General features: G+C 40.1%; 12 protein-coding genes. 10 read left to right on the top strand and 2 right to left on the bottom strand.

Translation table 11 applies throughout. From position 1 onward, the window contains the following. Positions 1–85: 85 nt before the first annotated feature. Together ACMHKH_RS12260 and ACMHKH_RS12255 are read right to left on the bottom strand one after the other, a co-directional pair. Entirely contained in the window at positions 86–985 is a 900-nt protein-coding gene (locus ACMHKH_RS12260; RefSeq protein WP_413520923.1) for an SMP-30/gluconolactonase/LRE family protein, read from the bottom strand. Between the two features lie 80 nt (positions 986–1065). Next, positions 1066–2229 carry an iron-containing alcohol dehydrogenase gene (locus ACMHKH_RS12255; protein ID WP_413520922.1) on the bottom strand — a complete coding sequence of 388 codons (1164 nt, stop codon included), beginning with the start codon at positions 2227–2229 and terminating at the stop codon, positions 1066–1068. A gap of 714 nt (positions 2230–2943) precedes the next feature. Here ACMHKH_RS12255 and ACMHKH_RS12250 point away from each other — a divergent pair. The 10 genes from ACMHKH_RS12250 (at position 2944) to ACMHKH_RS12205 (ending at position 19811) form a co-directional block, all read left to right on the top strand. Next, positions 2944–3495 (top strand): hypothetical protein, encoded by a 552-nt coding sequence (locus ACMHKH_RS12250; RefSeq protein WP_413520921.1) that lies wholly within the window; start codon positions 2944–2946, stop codon positions 3493–3495. 25 nt (positions 3496–3520) lie between these two features. Continuing rightward, complete coding sequence (locus ACMHKH_RS12245) at positions 3521–5911, top strand: hypothetical protein (RefSeq protein ID WP_413520920.1); 2391 nt, start codon at positions 3521–3523, stop codon at positions 5909–5911. Beyond that, on the top strand, positions 5904–9119 hold the full coding sequence (locus ACMHKH_RS12240; protein WP_413520919.1) for a tyrosine-type recombinase/integrase: 3216 nt from the start codon (positions 5904–5906) through the stop codon (positions 9117–9119). The genes ACMHKH_RS12245 and ACMHKH_RS12240 overlap by 8 nt, the downstream gene beginning before the upstream one ends. A gap of 391 nt (positions 9120–9510) precedes the next feature. After that, complete coding sequence (locus tag ACMHKH_RS12235; protein WP_413520918.1) at positions 9511–10452, top strand: LysR substrate-binding domain-containing protein; 942 nt, start codon at positions 9511–9513, stop codon at positions 10450–10452. A gap of 198 nt (positions 10453–10650) precedes the next feature. Next, complete coding sequence (locus tag ACMHKH_RS12230) at positions 10651–11922, top strand: aspartate aminotransferase family protein (RefSeq protein WP_413520917.1); 1272 nt, start codon at positions 10651–10653, stop codon at positions 11920–11922. A 155-nt stretch (positions 11923–12077) separates the two neighbouring features. Next, positions 12078–13466, top strand: a complete 1389-nt coding sequence (locus ACMHKH_RS12225) for a VOC family protein (protein WP_413520925.1) — start codon at positions 12078–12080, stop codon at positions 13464–13466. A 160-nt stretch (positions 13467–13626) separates the two neighbouring features. Then, positions 13627–15117: an aldehyde dehydrogenase family protein gene (locus ACMHKH_RS12220; protein WP_413520916.1), complete on the top strand. Its 1491-nt coding sequence runs from the start codon at positions 13627–13629 to the stop codon at positions 15115–15117. 405 nt (positions 15118–15522) lie between these two features. Beyond that, the gene (gene nhaC / locus ACMHKH_RS12215; RefSeq protein WP_413520915.1) at positions 15523–16986 is read left to right on the top strand and encodes a Na+/H+ antiporter NhaC; all 1464 of its coding nucleotides are present in this window, start codon (positions 15523–15525) and stop codon (positions 16984–16986) included. Between the two features lie 23 nt (positions 16987–17009). Next, on the top strand, positions 17010–18296 hold the full coding sequence (locus ACMHKH_RS12210; protein ID WP_413520914.1) for an NAD(P)/FAD-dependent oxidoreductase: 1287 nt from the start codon (positions 17010–17012) through the stop codon (positions 18294–18296). Positions 18297–18413: 117 nt separating this feature from the next. Continuing rightward, positions 18414–19811, top strand: a complete 1398-nt coding sequence (locus ACMHKH_RS12205) for an FAD-binding oxidoreductase (RefSeq protein ID WP_413520924.1) — start codon at positions 18414–18416, stop codon at positions 19809–19811. Positions 19812–19866: the final 55 nt, after the last annotated feature.

The following is a 19866-nucleotide window of genomic DNA, read 5'->3' as shown; positions in this document are numbered from 1 at the left end:
TAAAAAGCCAGACTATTTTAAATGCCTGACTTTTCTATGGTTAATCCTTTTACGTATTAACTTTATTTGCCTGTTAAAAAGTTAGCTATGGCGTACCAGCATGACCAACTTTAACCTGAGTAGATAGCATGCGACCTCTGGTCTCAGCTGTACGTGATGCTTCATCCCAATCAGGTGCTGCACACATAAACAAGGTTTTACCATCTTGTCCGCCAAGCGCCACTGCAAAAATACCATCAGGTGCGGTATCAACGACTTCTAAAATTTCCCCGCCTTCTTGAATACGAACAGCACGCTGGTTTAAGGTATCTGCAATCCAAACAGCGCCCTCGCTATCTAGCGTAAGACCATCAGGTAAGATACTGGCGTTTTCTATGCGCACACCTAAATTTGGCTCATCTCCTAACTCCCCAAAGTTTGCAAAGTCACGCTTCTCTCGCAAAGTTCCGTCTTCTTTAATATCGAACTGTGAGATTTTATTGCCAAATAGCTCATTAACGATCAACGTCTTTTGGTCAGCAGAAACGACCATACCGTTTGGAAAAGCCAGGCCTTCTGCCACAATCTGTGAGTGGCCATCAGGTTTCACCAATATAAGAGCCGCATGTTTATGGTCGGCACCACCCATCAAATCAAAGCCAAAGTTACCGACATAAGCATTACCATTAGGTGCAACGACCATGTCATTAGCATGTCCATCACAGTGCTCCCAGATATCAGCATGAACGACCAACTCGCCATCGTCTTCTAAGCGTAAGACTTTGCGATCTTTCATTGAAACGACCAGCATACGCCCATCAGGTAGCCAGCCTAAACCAGAGGGTTGTTGTTCAATGTGAACAATTTTTTCTGCGACACCTTCATTATTGACACGGTACACACCTTTGGTATAAAAATCGACGAACCATAAGGCGTCCTTATACCAGCGAGGTCCTTCTAGATAATGAAAGCCATCAACGACCACGTCCAAATTGTATTCTGCCATAATTCTTTTCCTTGAGTAGCTTGAGTAGTGGATATCTTCCTTGATAAATAACACTGTTTCAAATAGTGTGAGCCTCTTTTTTAGAGTATCTCCTCATATATTGCTGTTACCTCATTTAACGTCATATCTTTAGGGTTGGTTGCGATTAGCCTAGCATAAGTATTTATAACGATGTTTGCTAAGGCTGGGATGTCTTGATCGGTTATATCTAATTCGTTTAATCGATATTTAAGACCACTGGTCTCTAAAAATATTTTTAATTGTCTGATAAACAAGCTTGCGGCCTCTAAGTCTGTCATACCCAAGGTCTGAGAGGGCATAACAGCATGAGCTAGCTCTGCATAAAGAGGGGCTGCTGCTGATAAATTAAAAGTAAAGACACCGCACATAACAAGTGCATTGGCATGTCCATGCGGGATATGAAAGTTGATACTAAGCGGGTAGGAAAGTCCATGCACAGCGGCTACCGAAGAATTCACAAATGCTATACCAGCCAAAGTTGAGCCTAATAACATGTTAGAGCGAGCGTCGATATCATCACCTTGGTTTAATACTCTCTCAAAATTACTCCATAACATCTGCAAGCCTTTGACAGCCATAGCATCTGAAATAGGATTCTTTTTAGTGCGACTCGTGTAAGCTTCGATGCAATGAACCATGGCATCTAAAGCGGTTGCAGCAGTGATGTGACGAGGTAGCTTAAGGGTAAGCGTCGCATCTAAAATAGCGACATCAGGTAGGATTTTGGGCGTATATATGGCTTTTTTGCTACCATCTTTTGCGGTGATGACTGAGACAAAGGTAGATTCTGCACCTGTGCCAGCGGTGGTCGGTATCGCAAACAAAGGTAGTTTGTGAAAGCCACTCACGTCTTTATCCAAAATGTCGTTTACTGACTCAAATTCATTTGAATGTAAAGCGACGATTTTTGCAGTATCGATAGAGCTGCCGCCACCAAGACCGACAACCAAATCACAACGATTGTCTCTGGCAATTTTAATAGCGTCATTGACGACTTCAACAGGCGGATCAGCGATGACACTATCGAATACAACAACATTAACGCCAGCTTCTTGTAATGATTGCTCAGCAATATCGACATAGCCCAGCTGGGTAATGCCAGTATCTGTAACGATAATAGCGGACGTTGCACGATACTGCTTCGCTAATGCACCGAGCTTTTGACGCATGCTGTCCGCTTCACTGATGATATGACCGTTGGTATAAAACTCAATCCCTGTCATTCTATGCTTCCTTGTATAGATGAGCGAGTATTTCAAACCCTCATGAATCTAATATAACAGGGATATTTTTACATATCTATAAAATCATTTTGGGTTGCTTAGTACTTATTTGTATTAAGTATTATTCATAAATCAATAACACTCTAGTCTATATTCATTAAGTTACTTCCTCTGTCAGAGTATTGCTTTTAGTCAAGGAGCTTTTCCCACCTTCTCCTTAAATGAATTCAAATATTATCTGATCTTTATTTTCCAGTTCAGATTAAGTGGTTTTATATTCTTACTTAGAAAATATTATAGACAGAGTGAAATTTCATTCATAAATAATTTGATATATACATTCAATATTTACAGATATGGTGATCACTTTATTGAACAAATATAGGTCAGCAAGCTCCCAGTCAAATGGTTAGTTTACCAAGCTAATCTTTATCCTCTCTTCAGCATAGACCAAACCCAACCTTGGCAATGGTGTCGAACTATTATGTGATATAGTATTTTATATACAAGTACATGATATTAATATACTTGTTGTTTATATTTAATAAAATTATTTTATCATATTAACGCAATCAACGATATATTTTTATATTACTGTCACCGTAAAAAAGCACTGATTGACACCTAACTATTATTAAGATAGTCTTGATCTACTCCTACCCTATCGTTATTATTTCTAGGACGGTTTATTATCCTATCTATTAGAGGTGTTCAATGACAAAAAAGCCTTCAGCTCGTAATCACTTTTTTACACCCAATCATACTACGTTGACCGTCCATCCCAAAGCGTCAATGGCCTATAAAACTTGGCTGAAGTGTCGTCCCAAAACATCGCCCATTCATCTTGCTGATATCGATAAATATCATAAGCCGCCGATAAGAATTATTTCTAGTGATAAAGAAGGCTACCTATATTTTGACAACTTTGAGCGTATGGCAGATATTTTTCTTTACGAGGCTGATATAAGCCAGCCATTTGTAATCATTACAGGTAATGAACAGCAAATTACTAAGATGGCTTGGGTAGAAGTATTGAGGCTTTGCCGCTATGAGAATGTTGACCATGTTTCTTTATGGCAGCACTTACGACATGACTGTGCAGCGACAACACTGAAGCAGCTAATGGGGTGTGATAGTTTGTTCAATGAGGATTACTGTACTTTTGCAGGCATTAATATTGATCGTTATTTCTACAGGCAAAAATCTTTAAAGCCAGTTAAAAAAATGTTTGATTTAGCACAGGATACGGGCTGGACCAATGTGTGAAGTGAAAGAATGGACTGTTAGGACTATGGAGGCCGAAACGGTTCATGGTTTGATCAGACGGATTGTGCCATATGATTCACCATTGTCAGCTCAAGTACACAGACTTGTTTTTGAGCTGATAAACCTGTCTCCAAGATACTTGATGAAAACTAATGATCAGAGTACCGATTCGAGTTTGACAAAACTAACGCATGATGAATGCAATACTATAATAAAAGTTGTAAATTTTCGTAAAAGCTCTGATATCTGGTCTGTTCCTTATATGTTAGCTGCATTTACTGACTACTATAGACAAAAACTACTTACTGATAAATCTTGGCTTTTTATAAGCAAGTACTTACAGTTTATACTGCTGATAGTAGAGCGTGAAGATAAGCATTTTAATAAGATTAACAATCTTGGCGTTCGAATAAGAATGGCGCTCAAAAAGAACTCATCTCAGACTGCGATTATTGATGAGTTAATTAACATACATGGATCGTCTGCTAATGTTTACGAGAACTTCGCCGATATTGAATCGTATGAACAAGGTATGCGGTATAGGGAGCAGACAGGCTTAGTCAAAAATATAAATCTAGCTAAGAAAGTAGGTGAGATAAGACTTGCTTATGAAGTTGTTCTTGAGAATAAGGTTTATATCGAAAGGAAATTTAGGGGAAAGGGGCAGTCTGTATTCATAAATAAGACGAGAAATGAACAGGCTTTACCTTTCACAAATGAAATAACCCGACGAATACGTTTTCCTAAGCTATCTTCAGATAATAACGTTGCTAAACCAGAAGACCTAGCAGACGATAATCCACTAGCGCTTTTAGATAATAAATACAATCCTAGTAAGAAAACAGCTAAATCATCACAATTGCAGCAGTATCAAGTCAAAACCAGCTACTTACACAATAAACGTAATCAATTTATGTTTCCCAGTAATACTAGGTTGTTAACAGTATCCGATTATCAATCGGTTTTTGTAAAACTATGGTCCATAGTATCTGATGAAGAACAACGTGTTAGGCGAGTCGCTGCTATATTGTTACTATCAATGATAACCGGCAGGTCAATTCAAAACGTGATTAAAGAGGTAGCTACTAATAAAAGCCAAAGAAAATTTTTGGTGGAAGAAGATAATGGTGTAACCGTGATTCGGAATACCATTAATGTGACTGTCAATCAGCGTGATCAAATAAAGCCAATCACTAAAAGTCATAGCAATAACTTTAGTTTACCGTTGCCATTACCCTTAAGTGTCATATTACCGTATAAATTTGAAGTAGAACCAACCGAGATCACTCAGCTTTTAAAAACACTTAGAGAATCCTTATCATTACCTTTATTATCAAATCAACATATTGAATCAGCGCTAGCGTTTATTATTACCCATCGTATTGGCGAACCATTACACTCAGACATTATTACAGGTGTAGAGGTAGAGCATTCATCACCGCTGTACTATACCAGTATAAAAACATCTTCACTGTTTGATACTTATCAAGCCGCAATTAAAATACTGAGCAATCGATGTTTTGAAAGCTTAAATTCTACTAACTTCTATAGTATCGATAAAGCTCAGAAAGTCTTAGAGTCGCTAAATCCGAAAAACTATAAATTATGGCAAGCTCATAGATACTCTTATTTTGTGGATATGCCAATTGTCGCTAGTAATATTAACAAAACCTACATTGGTAGTGAGATGGCACTGAATGATCAGGTGTGCAGTAATTTTTTTGTACTGCTTGCAGAACATGTGCATGCTGATAAGCGACTATTAAGCCATGGCACAAATGCCAATGAAGATGAATATATCAAACAATTTAATGCTTATGGCTTATGGCTATGGCACGTTATTCAGATTCAAACTGGTATAAGACCCGTCAATGATGCACCTGGATTTTTAAATCAATTTAACTTTAGTCATGACATGTATTGGGTTTCGGATAAATCTATACGTCAAGGCAAAGACCATGGTCGCCTAATACCTATGAGTAATTTTTTAAAAACGGCGCTAAAAAACTATATTAACTACATTAAACACTTTGCTAGCGTGCACAATCCTTTATATTCAGACCATCGACTTAACATTAATAAGATTTTGCAATCAGAAGAACCTTTTTTACAGATATTTAGCTTAAATCCAAAAAAATTTATGCCCATCACACCAAAACGAATTAGAAATACGGTGGGTAAAGCGCTGCCTCATCAAGATAACTGGTTGCGACATCAATTACGCTCGATGCTTACCAATGAGTTAGATGAGGTATATGTTTGCGCCTTATTAGGTCATGAACATGCTGATCAAGAGATATTTCATCCGATGTCCTCATTATCAATCAATCAATATAGAACAGAGCTATTGCCCCAGCTAGATCATGTGGTGCAAAAGCTTGATCTTAAGCAAGTGGAGATCAAGCGCCATGGCTAATTTATTAGAATTATCGTCGCATGAGCGTAGAGCTGCTAACTTACAGCAGCAAAAACAGGCATTAATCAGTAAAGCTGAGGAAATTGTCACTGAGTATTTATATAAACATCAGCCATTTGATGAGTCTAATATGGAAGAGCATTATCATGCTATCGATAATGAATTATCAAACTCATTCACGACATTCAATCAATACCGCTGTGCAAGGCAAGGGTTCTTACAAGCAGTCAGAGCTTATAATAAAGATCAAAACTGCTCATTAGATGAGCCTGTTGTTCCTATTGTGGCTGAACGAGACAGACTCACCATTAGCTATGATTGGTTCGTTGAAGGCTCAAAAGTCTCAGAGACGTGGCAAGCCATGCAACTGTTTTGGCAGCGTAAGCGTAGGTTTACCGCTAATGATTATGTCTCGGCTCTTTTATATAGCAGTATGATGTTTGGCGGATTAAATGATACCAGTGCGTTAAGGGCCTTATATGGCTGGTTGTTTGGTCATCGCACATTACATCTAGTCAATCTAGCAAAAAAATTCAAGAACGCTAAAGATTTAAATGCCGACGATATATTACTCGTCATTCCTTTAGAGATTAATGATGATAAATATGGTTGTAAAAACAATGAAAATGATGACTTAATACGTTATATCTCTTACATTCCTGATGATCTCAGTCTTATGTTTTTATATGCTTTACGCGATACCAATTTAAACGACCACAAAATACAACAGTTTGAAACGATTATTAAAGAGCTAAACAACACGTTCAAACTCACTTGCCGGGATCCACAAAAGATTCATTTGTCGCACCTCATCAAATACGCCAATTTTCACTGGCGACAATTGCCGGATAGCTATATCGACGGTGCTAATAGTCTGGTCATGCAAGGGCAGCTAAAAACCACTTCACTACCTACTAAGCAATTACTTAGTTATAACCAAGAAATTATTCAAAACACCCAATCTGCCATTACTTGGCAACAGCTGTTTGTTCAAAATGTCTCAAGAAGTGAAAACTTTGGAAGGACCGAAGGCTATCCTGCTTTTAGTAAGAATATTATTCAATTTGTGCAGGACGGCTTGAAAGGGACTCGATCATCTGCCAAAGATAAAATTAGTGACCTAAAAAATGATTTTTCTCAGCCTAATGCCATACGTTTGCTCGGTTGGGTCCTGTCTTTATTAGAAGGTAATCAAACCAATCTAAACTCAGTCAGTAAGTACGTCGGTTGTATTGGACGTGAATGGCTTATGTTGACGATGGATGAAGATTTAGAGGAGTGGGGTACCAATGACTATGAAGAAATATATGAGCAAATTATCTTAAGTAAAATCAAAGATGCTCGTAAAAAAGATATTTTACAGAAAGACCCGATCGATGATCGAGATGATACTGAGCTTGATAATGAGGATATCAAAAATAGTGGAGATGATGATTTAGATGATCCAATACCTCATCTAACGCAGGTGTTAGACGAAAGTAAAGAGTCAAAGAATGAGGATCAACAATCCACTAGCTTAGATGATCTTAAAAATACCCAGTCTTATACCTATGGACGATTACGTGCTTTTCATCGATATCAGATGCAGTATTTCAATGCCCCTGACGTGGTTTTTGCTTGGGGAGAAAACAAACAGGTCGTCAAAGCAAGCATGGTCTCACCACGGGTGTATAAGGCTATGCATGAAATACTACAAGCATCCGAATTAAGCACGAGTCAAAAGCTTTTATGTCAGACGATATTAATTTTAGCGTATCGTACTGGCATGCGCATTAATGAGATTGCAGGTATAAAGCTCAAGAACGTGAAAGAGCTTTCAGATATTAGCGTTGTACTGACGCCAAACCCTTATCTACGTCTTAAAAGTAGCAGTGCTAAAAGAAGAGTGTTGTTGGAGGCACTTTTAAAGAAAGACGAGTTAAAAATAGTTACGTTGTTTATTGCTCAGCAAGAAAGAATAGGGGCGTCGTATTTGTTTTCACAAGTGGCTAGTAGTCAGCCACTACCGACGTACTTTTTTAGCAATTTGATGAGGATATTATGGGATGGAGTGCTTGGGCAAGACAATCACAACTATACTTTCCATAGCTTTAGACATACGGCGATTAGTCAATTGGCGCTAGCTATCAATGGTTCGGTACTAGCACAGGTAATGACGGATTACACCATTGAGGAAAGTCAAAATATTGCTGACAGTCTTGCTGGTTATCATCAAATTCAAGGTGCTTGGTTTGGGTTAGCAAGTTTCGTAGGTCATCTGACTTGTGACACAACTTTTGAGCATTACATCCATACCGCACATTTATTAGCAGGGTGGCAGTTGAGCAAGGCTGAAATCGAAATACCTTTTACGGTACTACAGAATATCACTGGTATAGACTATCAAACAGTCAATTATCACAATAAAACTGCCTATGACAAATCTACTAAAGCGGTAGCGTTGAAGAAATTAAGACCTTACTTTGCCAAAAAGCTAAAAGCACATCACACCCCTTTATTTACAGCACCCGATGTGAGCGCCCAACTTATCCAGCATAATACTGAAGGTGAGGGGATAGATCACTCTATTTTTATTGAAGCAAGGTACAATGATGTTATTAGCTTTATAAGAGAGATAGATAAACTCAGACCTGAGCTTCGTGAAAAAGAGTTGGAAAATATAGCGATAAAACACGGTATTCACCTAATCAATGCAAGAGAGTTATACAAAAATGCGTGTAGCTTAAATAATAACGACAAGCTCATCACTCAAGTCAAAGGTCAAACTGCTCAAGCGATTATTACCACGGCTTTGGATAACGCTTATAATATGTCTGTACAGAAACCTGATATATTGCAAGGGTTTGTCAGGACCTATCAAAAAAAGCACATTACCTCTAGATCTTACTTAAAGTTTGGCATTAAAAAGTCTCAACATGAGCTGTTGGCTGAATTTTTGAGGATAGGCTGTGAAATTATTGAGCCTCACCATTGGCAACTGACTTCTAGTAGTATAAAAGAGGTTAGAGACTTCAAGAAAAAGCATAAACTCAATAGTGCCATTAGGGTGGAGGCTAACCAAAATTGCGTAGGCTTTGAAGTTAGAATTGTCAGAAAAATGAAATCCAAATCTGTAAAACAAGCTACTTATGAGTCTTCCGGTGTCTTGAAGTTTTTGGGAGAGGTGTTGGTAATGCTGCTTGACTGGAGTAAAGATGATGAAGAATGACCTAGCCTAGATTATAACGTCAGGCTGTGAAACTGAAATCTCCCCTGCCGTTAAATCTATGGATTTAACGGCAGGGGTCATTAAATAATGAAGCGACCCGTGCGTCGTCATCACTAATGAAGTATGTAATGCATTTACTAATGATTGTTGATGTGATTTTTGAGTTAAATAAAAAATATTGTATTAGTGAAGAGCTTTCAGTCGGTCATTAAGTGTTTTGATTCATAGCGTTGATTCCTTGCAAATATTGAAAATATATAGCTTTAGGCCTTATAACAGCATAAATGATGTCCATTACACCAGTTTTTTAGTTAAAATCGCTATTTTTTGAGTAGGCTTGTTAATGAGACTGGCAAACGTTATTTATATAGAATAATAGAATGAATAATTTATGAAAAATAAAGATAAAACCCCGCTTTCTTTTAGAAGATACCCTTCGACAACTGCTTTGCAGTGTTTTGAGACGGCTGCTAGACACTTAAGTTTTACTAATGCTGCGCAAGAGATGCATATGACTCAAAGCGCTATTAGTAAGCAAGTAGCTCAGCTAGAGGAGATGTTAAACCTCTCGCTTTTTTATCGTACACCGCATCGAATATCGTTAACGCCAGCAGGTAAGACTTATTATCTCGAAGTGTTAGATATTCTCAAACATATCGAAGCGGCTACTACTAGCTTAATGTCAAATAGTGATAACTCAGAGATACTAAAAATCGTCTCACATCCCACATTTTGCGCTCGTTGGTTGATACCTGCATTAAATGGTTTTAGCAAAGCACACCCGCTGATCAATTTCAGTATCAAAGAACTTGCTGGTCCTTTTTTTACTGAAGATCAAAATGTCGATGTTGCTTTTTTATATGGTGACGGAATATGGGGTGGTATGGAGGCGATCAAGTTGTTTGATGAATATAGTGTGGCTGTCTGTAGTCCTGATTATTTAAAAGATAAAGCACCATGCACAAGCAAGATAAACAATTTTACACTGTTACAACTCAGCTCACGTCCAAGCGCATGGTATGAGTATTTTAAACAGCAAGACATTAGTATCGAAGGTACCTTTGTAGGCCCTCGCTTTGATACTTTTCATACTACTATATCTGCTGCTTTACTCGGGTATGGTATCGCACTAGTACCATTACGCTTAGTTGCTCCAGAGTTACAGTCGGGTACACTAGTGACAGTATGGAGCTATGCTGCAAAAGGAAGAGGAGCTTATTACCTATCTTACCCTTTATCTTTAGGTCGTTCGCATAAAGTAAAAGTCATTTTAGAATGGGTTTCAACTTATCTTGAAAGAACAGCTGAGCAACACTTAGATTCTATGCCCTAAGTTAAGAGCGTATTGTCAATCTTAGGTTATCAATAAGCTTAGAAAATACTACTGATAGAGACACAGATTAGCCGGCTTTATGCCGGCTTTTTTTATGGCAATGAATTAAAGGAATGGATTCACAACTATTATTCGTTTGCTGATGAGACAGAGTTTTGCTGAAATGAGTGTCTAACTCAAGGAAGGTAAGAGATGCTCATGGAACCGCTATACAATGTCACTGATGCTTTTACGATGGTGCATCCGTTGACCTTAACTAAAGGTAAAAACGCAAAAGTTTGGGACGATAAAGACCGCTGCTACATTGATTTTGTAGGTGGTATTGGTGTCTTGAATTTTGGCCATTGCCATCCTCATATCGTCAGTGCGATTATCACTCAAGCACAGTCGCTCATTCATTATGCTTACAATGCAGCGGCTCATCTACCGTATCAAACCTTTATGCCGAGATTGTGCGAGCTCATTCCTATCAAAGGTGAGCTCTCAGGCATGCTAACCAATTGCGGTGCAGAAGCTACCGAAAACGCCATAAAAATTGCTCGTATGAAGACAGGGCGCATAGGTGTCATTGCCTTTGACGGTGGCTTTCATGGCCGTACGCTTGCAGCTGTTAATCTAAACGGTAAGGTTGCTCCATATAAGCGAGGGTTAGGTCCTTTAGCTGGTGGCGTTTACCATATTCCTTTCCCCAGTGCCGATAATGATATTAGTGATCAGCAAGCTATCGAAGCCTTAGAGCGTTTATTTGCTGTAGAGACAGATGTTGAGAACATCGGTGCCATTATTGTGGAGCCCGTACAAGGAGAGGGTGGCTTTCAATTAATGTCAGCGACATTTGCCAAATATCTGCGCGCCTTTTGTGATGATAATGGAATCTTACTCATTATGGACGAGATTCAGTCCGGGTACGGTCGTACTGGTACACCCTTTGCCTTTACCCATTTAGGGATTGAGCCTGACATGATATTACTGGGTAAAAGTATCGCTGGAGGCTTGCCATTAGGTGCGGTGATAGGCAAGGCTAGTGTGATGAATGGTCTGCCAAAAGGGAGTTTGGGCGGCACTTATTCAGGTAATCCAGTTGCGTGTGCTGCTGCGAATGCGACTATAGATATCATGCAAGAAGATGAGGTATGGCATTCTGCTAATCATTATGCAAAGACTATCGAAGATACAGTAACTCAGTGGCAGCAACAAGGAGTCTCTCCATGGTTACATGGACTCACTGGAGTAGGGGCTATGCGTGGTATAGAGCTACGTCATCCTGCTTATGGCACGCATACAAGCGTCATGTCTTATGTACTAAAGCAAGCTAGAGAGCGGGGATTACTACTGATGCCAAGTGGAAAGCATCGACATATTATTCGCCTATTACCACCGCTGACGATTGAACCTGAGACCTTAGCCTCTGGACTCGATATTTTAAAAGAAGTACTCGCTGCTATTCCTAATGAAGCACCGAAGCCGTAGTCTTCAATACGACCTGATTATTACCATCGTGTACGGGTACATTCTATATTCAATTAAAAACACTCTATCAAGCAAGCTTTACTCAACAAGGATACTTATCTGTGAAAAATATATTTATAAGCAGTGATGATATTCGCCATGATTTCTCTATAGCGATGTCAGAGATGTACCAAAAAGAAGTGCCATTATATGGTGACCTCATCGATTTAGTGACTGAAGTAAATACAAAAGTGCTAAGCAAGCAGCCTGAGGTTAAAGAACAGCTTGAGCATACTGGAGAGATTAATAGGCTTAATCTGGAGCGCCATGGTGCAATCAGATTAGGCACCGAAGCTGAGCTGAGTATGATGCGTAGACTTTTTGCAGTGATGGGCATGCACCCTGTTGGCTACTATGATTTGGCACCAGCTGGCGTGCCGGTGCACTCTACTGCTTTTAGAGCGACTGAAACACAGTCATTACATAAAAGCCCATTTCGTGTGTTTACCTCATTATTACGCTTAGATCTAATCACTGATGAGGTCCTAAAAAAGGAAGCGGCAGACGCCTTGGATAACCGCAATATATTTACAGATAATGTAATTAGTCTGATTGAACGCTATGAGGAGCAAGGTGGTCTAACGGTTGATGAAGCTAAGCAGTTTGTTAAAGAAGCTCTAGAAACCTTTCGTTGGCATGATAAAACGCCAGTCTCAAAAGAGCTGTATCAAAAGCTATTAGCACAACACGGACTCATAGCGGATGTCGTTGGTTTTAAGGGGCCTCATATCAATCACCTGACCCCTAGAACCTTAGATATAGATGCGGTGCAGGCAGGCATGCAAGCAAAAGGAATTCCGCCAAAAGCTATCATAGAAGGGCCACCAAGACGAGATTGTCCTATTTTATTACGACAAACAAGCTTTAAAGCGTTGGAAGAAGCCGTTAGTTTTGAGAACTCAGAAGGTGGCTATGATACCGGTCATCACACTGCACGTTTTGGTGAGATTGAACAGCGCGGCGTGGCTTTAACCCCCAAAGGGAGAGAGTTGTATGACAAATTACTTAGTCAAGCTCGTAGTCAGTTAGGCGTGACGCCGAATGCAAATAATGCTTCAGAGTACTATCAAATGCTAGAAAAAATATTTTTAGCGTTCCCAGATGATTATCAGACGCTACATGATGAGGGACTAGCTTATTTTTACTATCAAGCGGTTAATGATGCTGAAGATGCGAGTAGTGTTGGTTCTAAATCAGGTCTAAATGATTTAGAGGAAGATGGTTCAAATGACTCTTCCTCAAAGCAAGCCATGACTCATTTGATTGAGCAGGGTGTCGTTCGTCTTGAACCTATCGTCTATGAAGATTTTTTGCCAGTAAGTGCTGCAGGGATTTTTCAGTCCAATCTTCATGATGACAAACAAAGTAGTTATGAGGGTAACTCAAACCAACAGGAGTTTGAGCGCGCATTGGGTGCACGTGTACACGATGAGCTTGAGCTATATCAAGCGATGCAAGCCCAAAGTCTTGAAGCATGTTTGATGGCATTAAATAGCCATGCTTAGTGTGGCAATAGATGAAAGTATCATATTAATAAGAGAATTATTTGAGCAGCATTCCAAAAAGGAATGCTAGTAGGAGATTAATTATTTTGCAACTTAGTTTGCTGCAAGGTAACTTAATAAGTCTTCCAAGGAAGTATAAATCAATATAAAAGGATGAGTTATGATTAAGCAATATATGTCCGCTATGGGTGTCAAAGAAGAACAATACCAAGATGGCGACTTTGAGGTTAACAGCCCTATAGATGGTTCTGTTATTGGTAAGATTACTCTAGACAGTGTTAGTGATGTCGATACCAAGATTGCTAACGCTAAAAAAGCCTTTAAAGAGTGGCGTGTGGTTCCTGCTCCAAGACGTGGTGAGTTAGTTCGCCTGTTGGGTGAGGTGTTGCGTGAGCATAAAGAAGACTTAGGAATGCTAGTGTCCTTTGAGGCGGGCAAGATTAAAGAAGAAGGTCTAGGCGAAGTACAAGAAATGATTGATATCTGCGACTTCGCAGTTGGGGTTTCACGTCAGCTCTATGGTCTAACAATTGCATCAGAGCGTCCAGGGCATCATATGCGTGAGACATGGCATCCGCTTGGTGTGATTGGCGTTATCTCTGCTTTTAACTTTCCAGTCGCGGTTTGGTCTTGGAATACAGCACTGGCTATCGTTTGTGGTAACCCTGTAGTTTGGAAGCCATCAGAAAAATCTCCTTTAGTCGCTTTAGCATGTCAGGCAATGTTTGAAAAAGCCTTAGCCAAATTTGGCGATGCGCCAGATCATCTCTCACAAGTATTATTAGGTAAGACGGATGTCGGTAACGCTTTGGTTGAAAATAAAGATGTCGCCTTAGTTAGCGCAACGGGTAGTACCCGTATGGGTAAAGAAGTAGGACCAAAAGTTGCAAATCGCTTTGGTAAGTGCTTGCTTGAGCTTGGTGGTAACAATGCCATGATATTGGCGCCAAGTGCAGATTTGGATCTTGCGTTACGTGGAATTTTATTCTCAGCGGTTGGTACAGCAGGTCAGCGTTGTACGACATTACGCCGTGTATTCGTGCATGAATCTGTTAAAGACGATATCTTACCACGAATTAAATCCGCTTATGAAACTGTCACTATTGGTCACCCATTAGAAGGCAATCTAGTAGGTCCGCTTATTGATGAAGATAGCTTCAATAATATGCAACAGGCTTTGAAAAAGGCAAGAGAAGCGGGTGGTAAAGTCACTGGCGGCGAGCGGGTACTCGAAGATAAATATCCTAATGCCTATTATGTGACGCCGGCCATTGTAGAATTCGATGAGCAAAATGACGTTGCTAGAAGCGAGACCTTTGCACCCATTCTATATGTGATGACTTACAAAGAATTTGATGAGGCGATTGAGATGCAAAATGATGTGCCTCAAGGCTTATCATCATGCGTATTTACCAATGATCTGCGTGAAGCTGAAACCTTCTTGAGCGATCGCGGTAGTGATTGTGGTATTGCTAACGTCAACATTGGTACCAGTGGCGCTGAGATTGGTGGTGCATTTGGCGGTGAAAAAGAAACGGGCGGTGGTCGTGAATCAGGATCGGATGCTTGGAAAGTCTATATGCGCCGTCAGACTAATACTATTAATTACTCAAAAGAGTTGCCACTGGCTCAAGGTATCAGTTTTGGTTAACTCAAACTTTAATTGTTGATGAGTAAGGGATGATCTCATTTGGTTAAGCGCACTTAACTTGCGCTTAACTGTCCTTAGCTTAACCTGTGCACTATCTAAGCGCTTTTACAATCTAATTGAGGAACGTAAATTAGGTTGTAAAAATAGCGGTTAGCCATCTGAATTAGTATTAATTTTTAACTTTCATTTCTAAATTTTATTCATTTCTCAAAGTCTATTTTGTTTAGTGTAATAGTGTGCTTTTAACAAAGTAACTGACTATTGTTTTGACTAGTTTTTAAGGTAGTCCATTTGGAGAGCTGACTTAGTTCGTCAGGTTGTTTTTAACTGTTCGATTATTAAAACTATGCTATGAAAATATACCAATGGATTTGGTTGTAACTACTAAGGATAGGTAGATATATTATGATTGCAGATAAACAAAAAAAGCCACATGACCCTGATATCGATGGTTATGAACCTTCTTCTAGCTTTCTACTAGATATTGCCCCGCTCATATTAACAGCCATTATTCTAATGGTGCAATTCTTCGTCTTTAAGGACTTTACTCCTCATATCCCATTAGCTTGTGGCATCTTAATCACTGGTTTATTTATGAAGATGCGCGGCCGTAGCTGGGATGGTATGGAAGAGCGTTTCTTAAAGGTCATAAAAATCGGTCTGCCGGCCATGATCATCTTGATGGGTGTAGGGATGCTCATTGGTGCTTGGATTATTGCAGGTACCGTGCCAACGATTTTATATTACGGCTTTAGTGTCTTTTCTCCCTCTTCATTTTTAGTCTCTGTTTGTGTTATTTGCGCCATCATTTCTGTTGCAACGGGCACCTCGTGGGGCACGGTTGGCACGGTTGGTTTGGCTATGATGGGTATTGGTCTAGGATTAGGCATTCCACCATCATTAACTGGTGGTGCTATCGTCTCTGGAGCTTTCTTTGGAGATAAAATGTCTCCTTTGTCTGATACTACTAACCTAACTCCAGCCGCTGCCGGTATTGAGCTTTGGGACCATATCCGCGGTATGTTGCCTACCACTATTCCAGCCATGATTACCGCTCTGGTTATCTATGCTTGGCTTGGTATGAGCTACGGTGAATCAAATGTTGATTTATCTTCTATTAAAGAAATTCAAACCTCTCTAGCAGCCAATTACAACCTGAGTATCATTACTTTATTACCTGCTCTTGTCGTAATCATTGCAGCCGTTATGAAAATGCCAGCTATACCAACCGTACTATCAGGCGTCGTAGTGGCAGGTTTGATCGCTTTTACTATGCAAGGTGTGGGGGTTAGTGACATATTTAATGTTCTACAAAACGGTTTTGTTAGTGAAACTGGTTTTGCTGTCGTCGATCAACTGTTGTCTAAAGGCGGCGTGATGTCGATGACTTGGGTCGTTACCTTGACCATCTTTGCCTTAGCTTTTGTCGGCTCAATCGAGCATTACGGCACATTGAAGGCCATTATGGCTAAGATTAATAAGATGATTAAATCGAGAGTGGGCTTAGTCTTAACTACTTATGCCAGTACGCTCGGGGTCGGTACACTCATTGGTGACGTCTATACCACTTGTGTTTTACCAGGGCGTTTATTGCAGGATAAGTACAAAGAAATGGGATATAAGCGTACGACTTTGACTCGCTCTATCGAAGATGCTGGTACGCTTTTATCACCCCTTATTCCTTGGAATATGGGTGGTAGCTTTGTCGCTGCGACTTTAGGTATTGCGACTTTAACTTACGCCCCATTCGCTTTTGCCTGTTGGCTATCTCCACTATTTGGCTTGCTATGGGTTTTCTTGGATAAGTTCATTCCTCGCGAAGAACCTACTGCTAACAATGATGAGAGCATGCTTTCCACTGCACAATAATTATAATATATAAGGAGTATGAGATGTTGCAAGAGCAATGTTTGTGGAGCCTCACTGCTCCTAAGATGAAACGCTATAATAAACTTACAAGTGATATGGAAACTAGTGTTTGTATTATTGGTGGTGGCTATACAGGGTTATCAGCGGCAATACATTTAGCCGAAAAAGGCATAAAGGTTATCCTACTTGAGAGCCAAGCTATTGGTAGTGGAGGTTCGGGAAAAAGTGTAGGGCTAGTCAATGCAGGAACTTGGGCACGGCCTGATGATCTAAATGTTGCTCTAGGCGAATCAGCAGGTGAATGTCTGACGACAGCTCTTGGAGAGGCGCCAAACTTAGTTTTTGATTTAATCAGGCGTTATGATATCGATGCGCAAGCGACTCAGGCCGGTAACCTTCATATGGCCCATAACGCTAAAGGAGAGGCTGATGTTGATATTAGGTATGAACAATTGCAGCGACGTGGGGTAAATGTTGAAGTGCTAACAGGCAGTCGCTGCCATGAGTATTGTGGCACTACTAGTATTAATAAGGCGCTATTAGATCACCGTACTGGCACATTGAATCCTTTGGCTTATGTAAATGGTCTAGCTAAAGTAGCGACTAGTCTTGGTGTTACTATCTATGAGCAGTCTGCTGTTGATAGTTTAGAGAAGTCTAATGGGCAATGGTATGTAAGAACAGCAGAAGCTAATGTAAAGGCAGAGCGCGTCATTATCGCTACCAATGCCTACACTGAAGGAGAATGGACTGAGATTGCTAAGACCTTTTACATGGTGTCTTATTATCAGATTGCCTCCGAGCCTTTAACTGGCGAGCTGGCAGATCGAATCTTACCTTATAAAAATGGTGCTTGGGATACTCGTTTGGCCTTGTCCAGTTTTCGCCGTGATCATGATAACCGTCTATTACTTGGAACAGTAGGCGGTAGAGCTTTTAAGCCTAAATCTTTTTATCAATCATGGGCAAACTGTGTACAAAAAAGCTATTACCCTTATTTGCCTAAGCTTAATTGGCAGTATGAGTGGTATGGCAGTTTTGGTTTTACTCAAGATCATATTTTTCGGGTACTGGAGCCAGATGAAGGCATCTTAACAGCAACTGCCTATAATGGTCGTGGCATTACCACAGGAACCCTAATGGGGAAATGTTTTGCTGATTATATTCTGTCCGGAGATAGAAAAAGTATTCCACTACCTTTTAAAACATTAAAGGAATCAAAAGTTGCTCTACCAGGTATGAAATCTGGATTTACCGAGTTGGGACTTACTTTATATCATGCAGGGCAGTGCTTGAGAATCATTAGGTAGAAAAGTATCAATATGAAAACGACCTATGCAATATTTTATAATTAGGTGATTTTTTTCTATTTTTTATTATATTAAGGAATATGTCTAGTGGAAGAACTTCTAAAGCCATCTCAAGCCATCATTGAGGTCCTTATACAATCGCTGCAAGAAAGTTATGGTTATGATTCCAGCCAAATCAAAACCGATAGCGAAAGTTTAGAGCATTGGGGCAAAGACTGGACCAAGCACTTTGCCCCTAATGCTGCGGCCATCGTCTTTCCAAAGACTACCGAGCAAGTACAAGCCATTGTATTACTTGCCAATGAGCATAATGTGGTCCTCACCCCAAGCGGTGGACGTACTGGCTTGTCTGCAGGTGCAGTTGCTGCCAACGGTGAAATAGTCGTTAGCATGGATAAGATGAATCATATCGGACAGTTTTATCCTGCTGATCGCATGGTTGAGATTGAAGTGGGGGTGGTCACTCAGCAGTTACAGCAGTTTGCCGAATCAAAAGACCTCTACTACCCTGTCGACTTTGCATCAGCAGGCTCTAGTCAAATCGGCGGCAATATCGGTACCAATGCTGGTGGTATCAAAGTCATTCGTTATGGCATGACCCGCCAATGGATCATGGGTCTGACAGTTGTCACTGGTAAAGGCGATATCTTGCAGCTTAATCGCGGTATGGTCAAAAACGCCACCGGCTATGATTTGCGCCAATTGTTTATTGGTAGTGAAGGCACACTTGGTCTAGTAACCCATGCACAAATCAAGCTAGAGCGTCAGCCACAAGACTTAAACGTCATGGTGCTTGGCATGGATAGCTTTAACGATGTCATGAATGTGCTATCAGCCTTTCAAGCAAAGATTGATTTAACAGCATTTGAGTTCTTTGATGATGTGGCGATTGATAAGCTGATGGCACATGGTCAAGTACAAGAGCCGTTTGAGTCGCGTACCAAGTTTTATACGCTATTAGAGTTTGAAGCGCCTTATGAACCGATCATGGATAAAGCCATGGCGATATTTGAGGAGTGCATGGAGCAAGGCTGGGTCGTTGATGGGGTGATGAGTCAAAATCTTGCGCAAGCAGAGGAACTGTGGAAGCTGCGCGAATACATCTCTGAAACCATCTCAGTATTTACGCCTTATAAGAATGATGTTTCGGTATTAATCAGCTACGTTCCTGACTTTATCAATGAGATTGATCATATCGTCAGCAGTAATTATCCTGACTTTGAGGTCTGCTGGTTCGGTCATATTGGTGATGGCAATTTACATTTGAACATCTTAAAACCTGAAAACATGAGTAAGGATGATTTCTTTAGCGAGTGTCAGGTTGTCAATAAATACGTGTTTGAGACCGTACAAAAATATGGCGGTTCGGTATCAGCTGAGCATGGCGTAGGCATGACTAAAAAACCTTATCTTCAGTATAGCCGCAGTGAGACTGAGATTGAGTATTTACGAGAGGTTAAAAAAGTCTTTGATCCCAATAATATTATGAATCGGGGTAAGATTTTTGATATGTAGTAGAGGGTTCTTCCTATTATCAGTGAAAGGTCTAAGTATTAACTAATATGAAGCG

The sequence above is a fragment of the Psychrobacter glacincola genome (assembly GCF_965118485.1).
Lineage (GTDB): Bacteria > Pseudomonadota > Gammaproteobacteria > Pseudomonadales > Moraxellaceae > Psychrobacter > Psychrobacter glacincola_D.
Note: the sequence above shows the minus strand (reverse complement) of the source record. Positions and strands in the feature narration are given on the sequence as shown.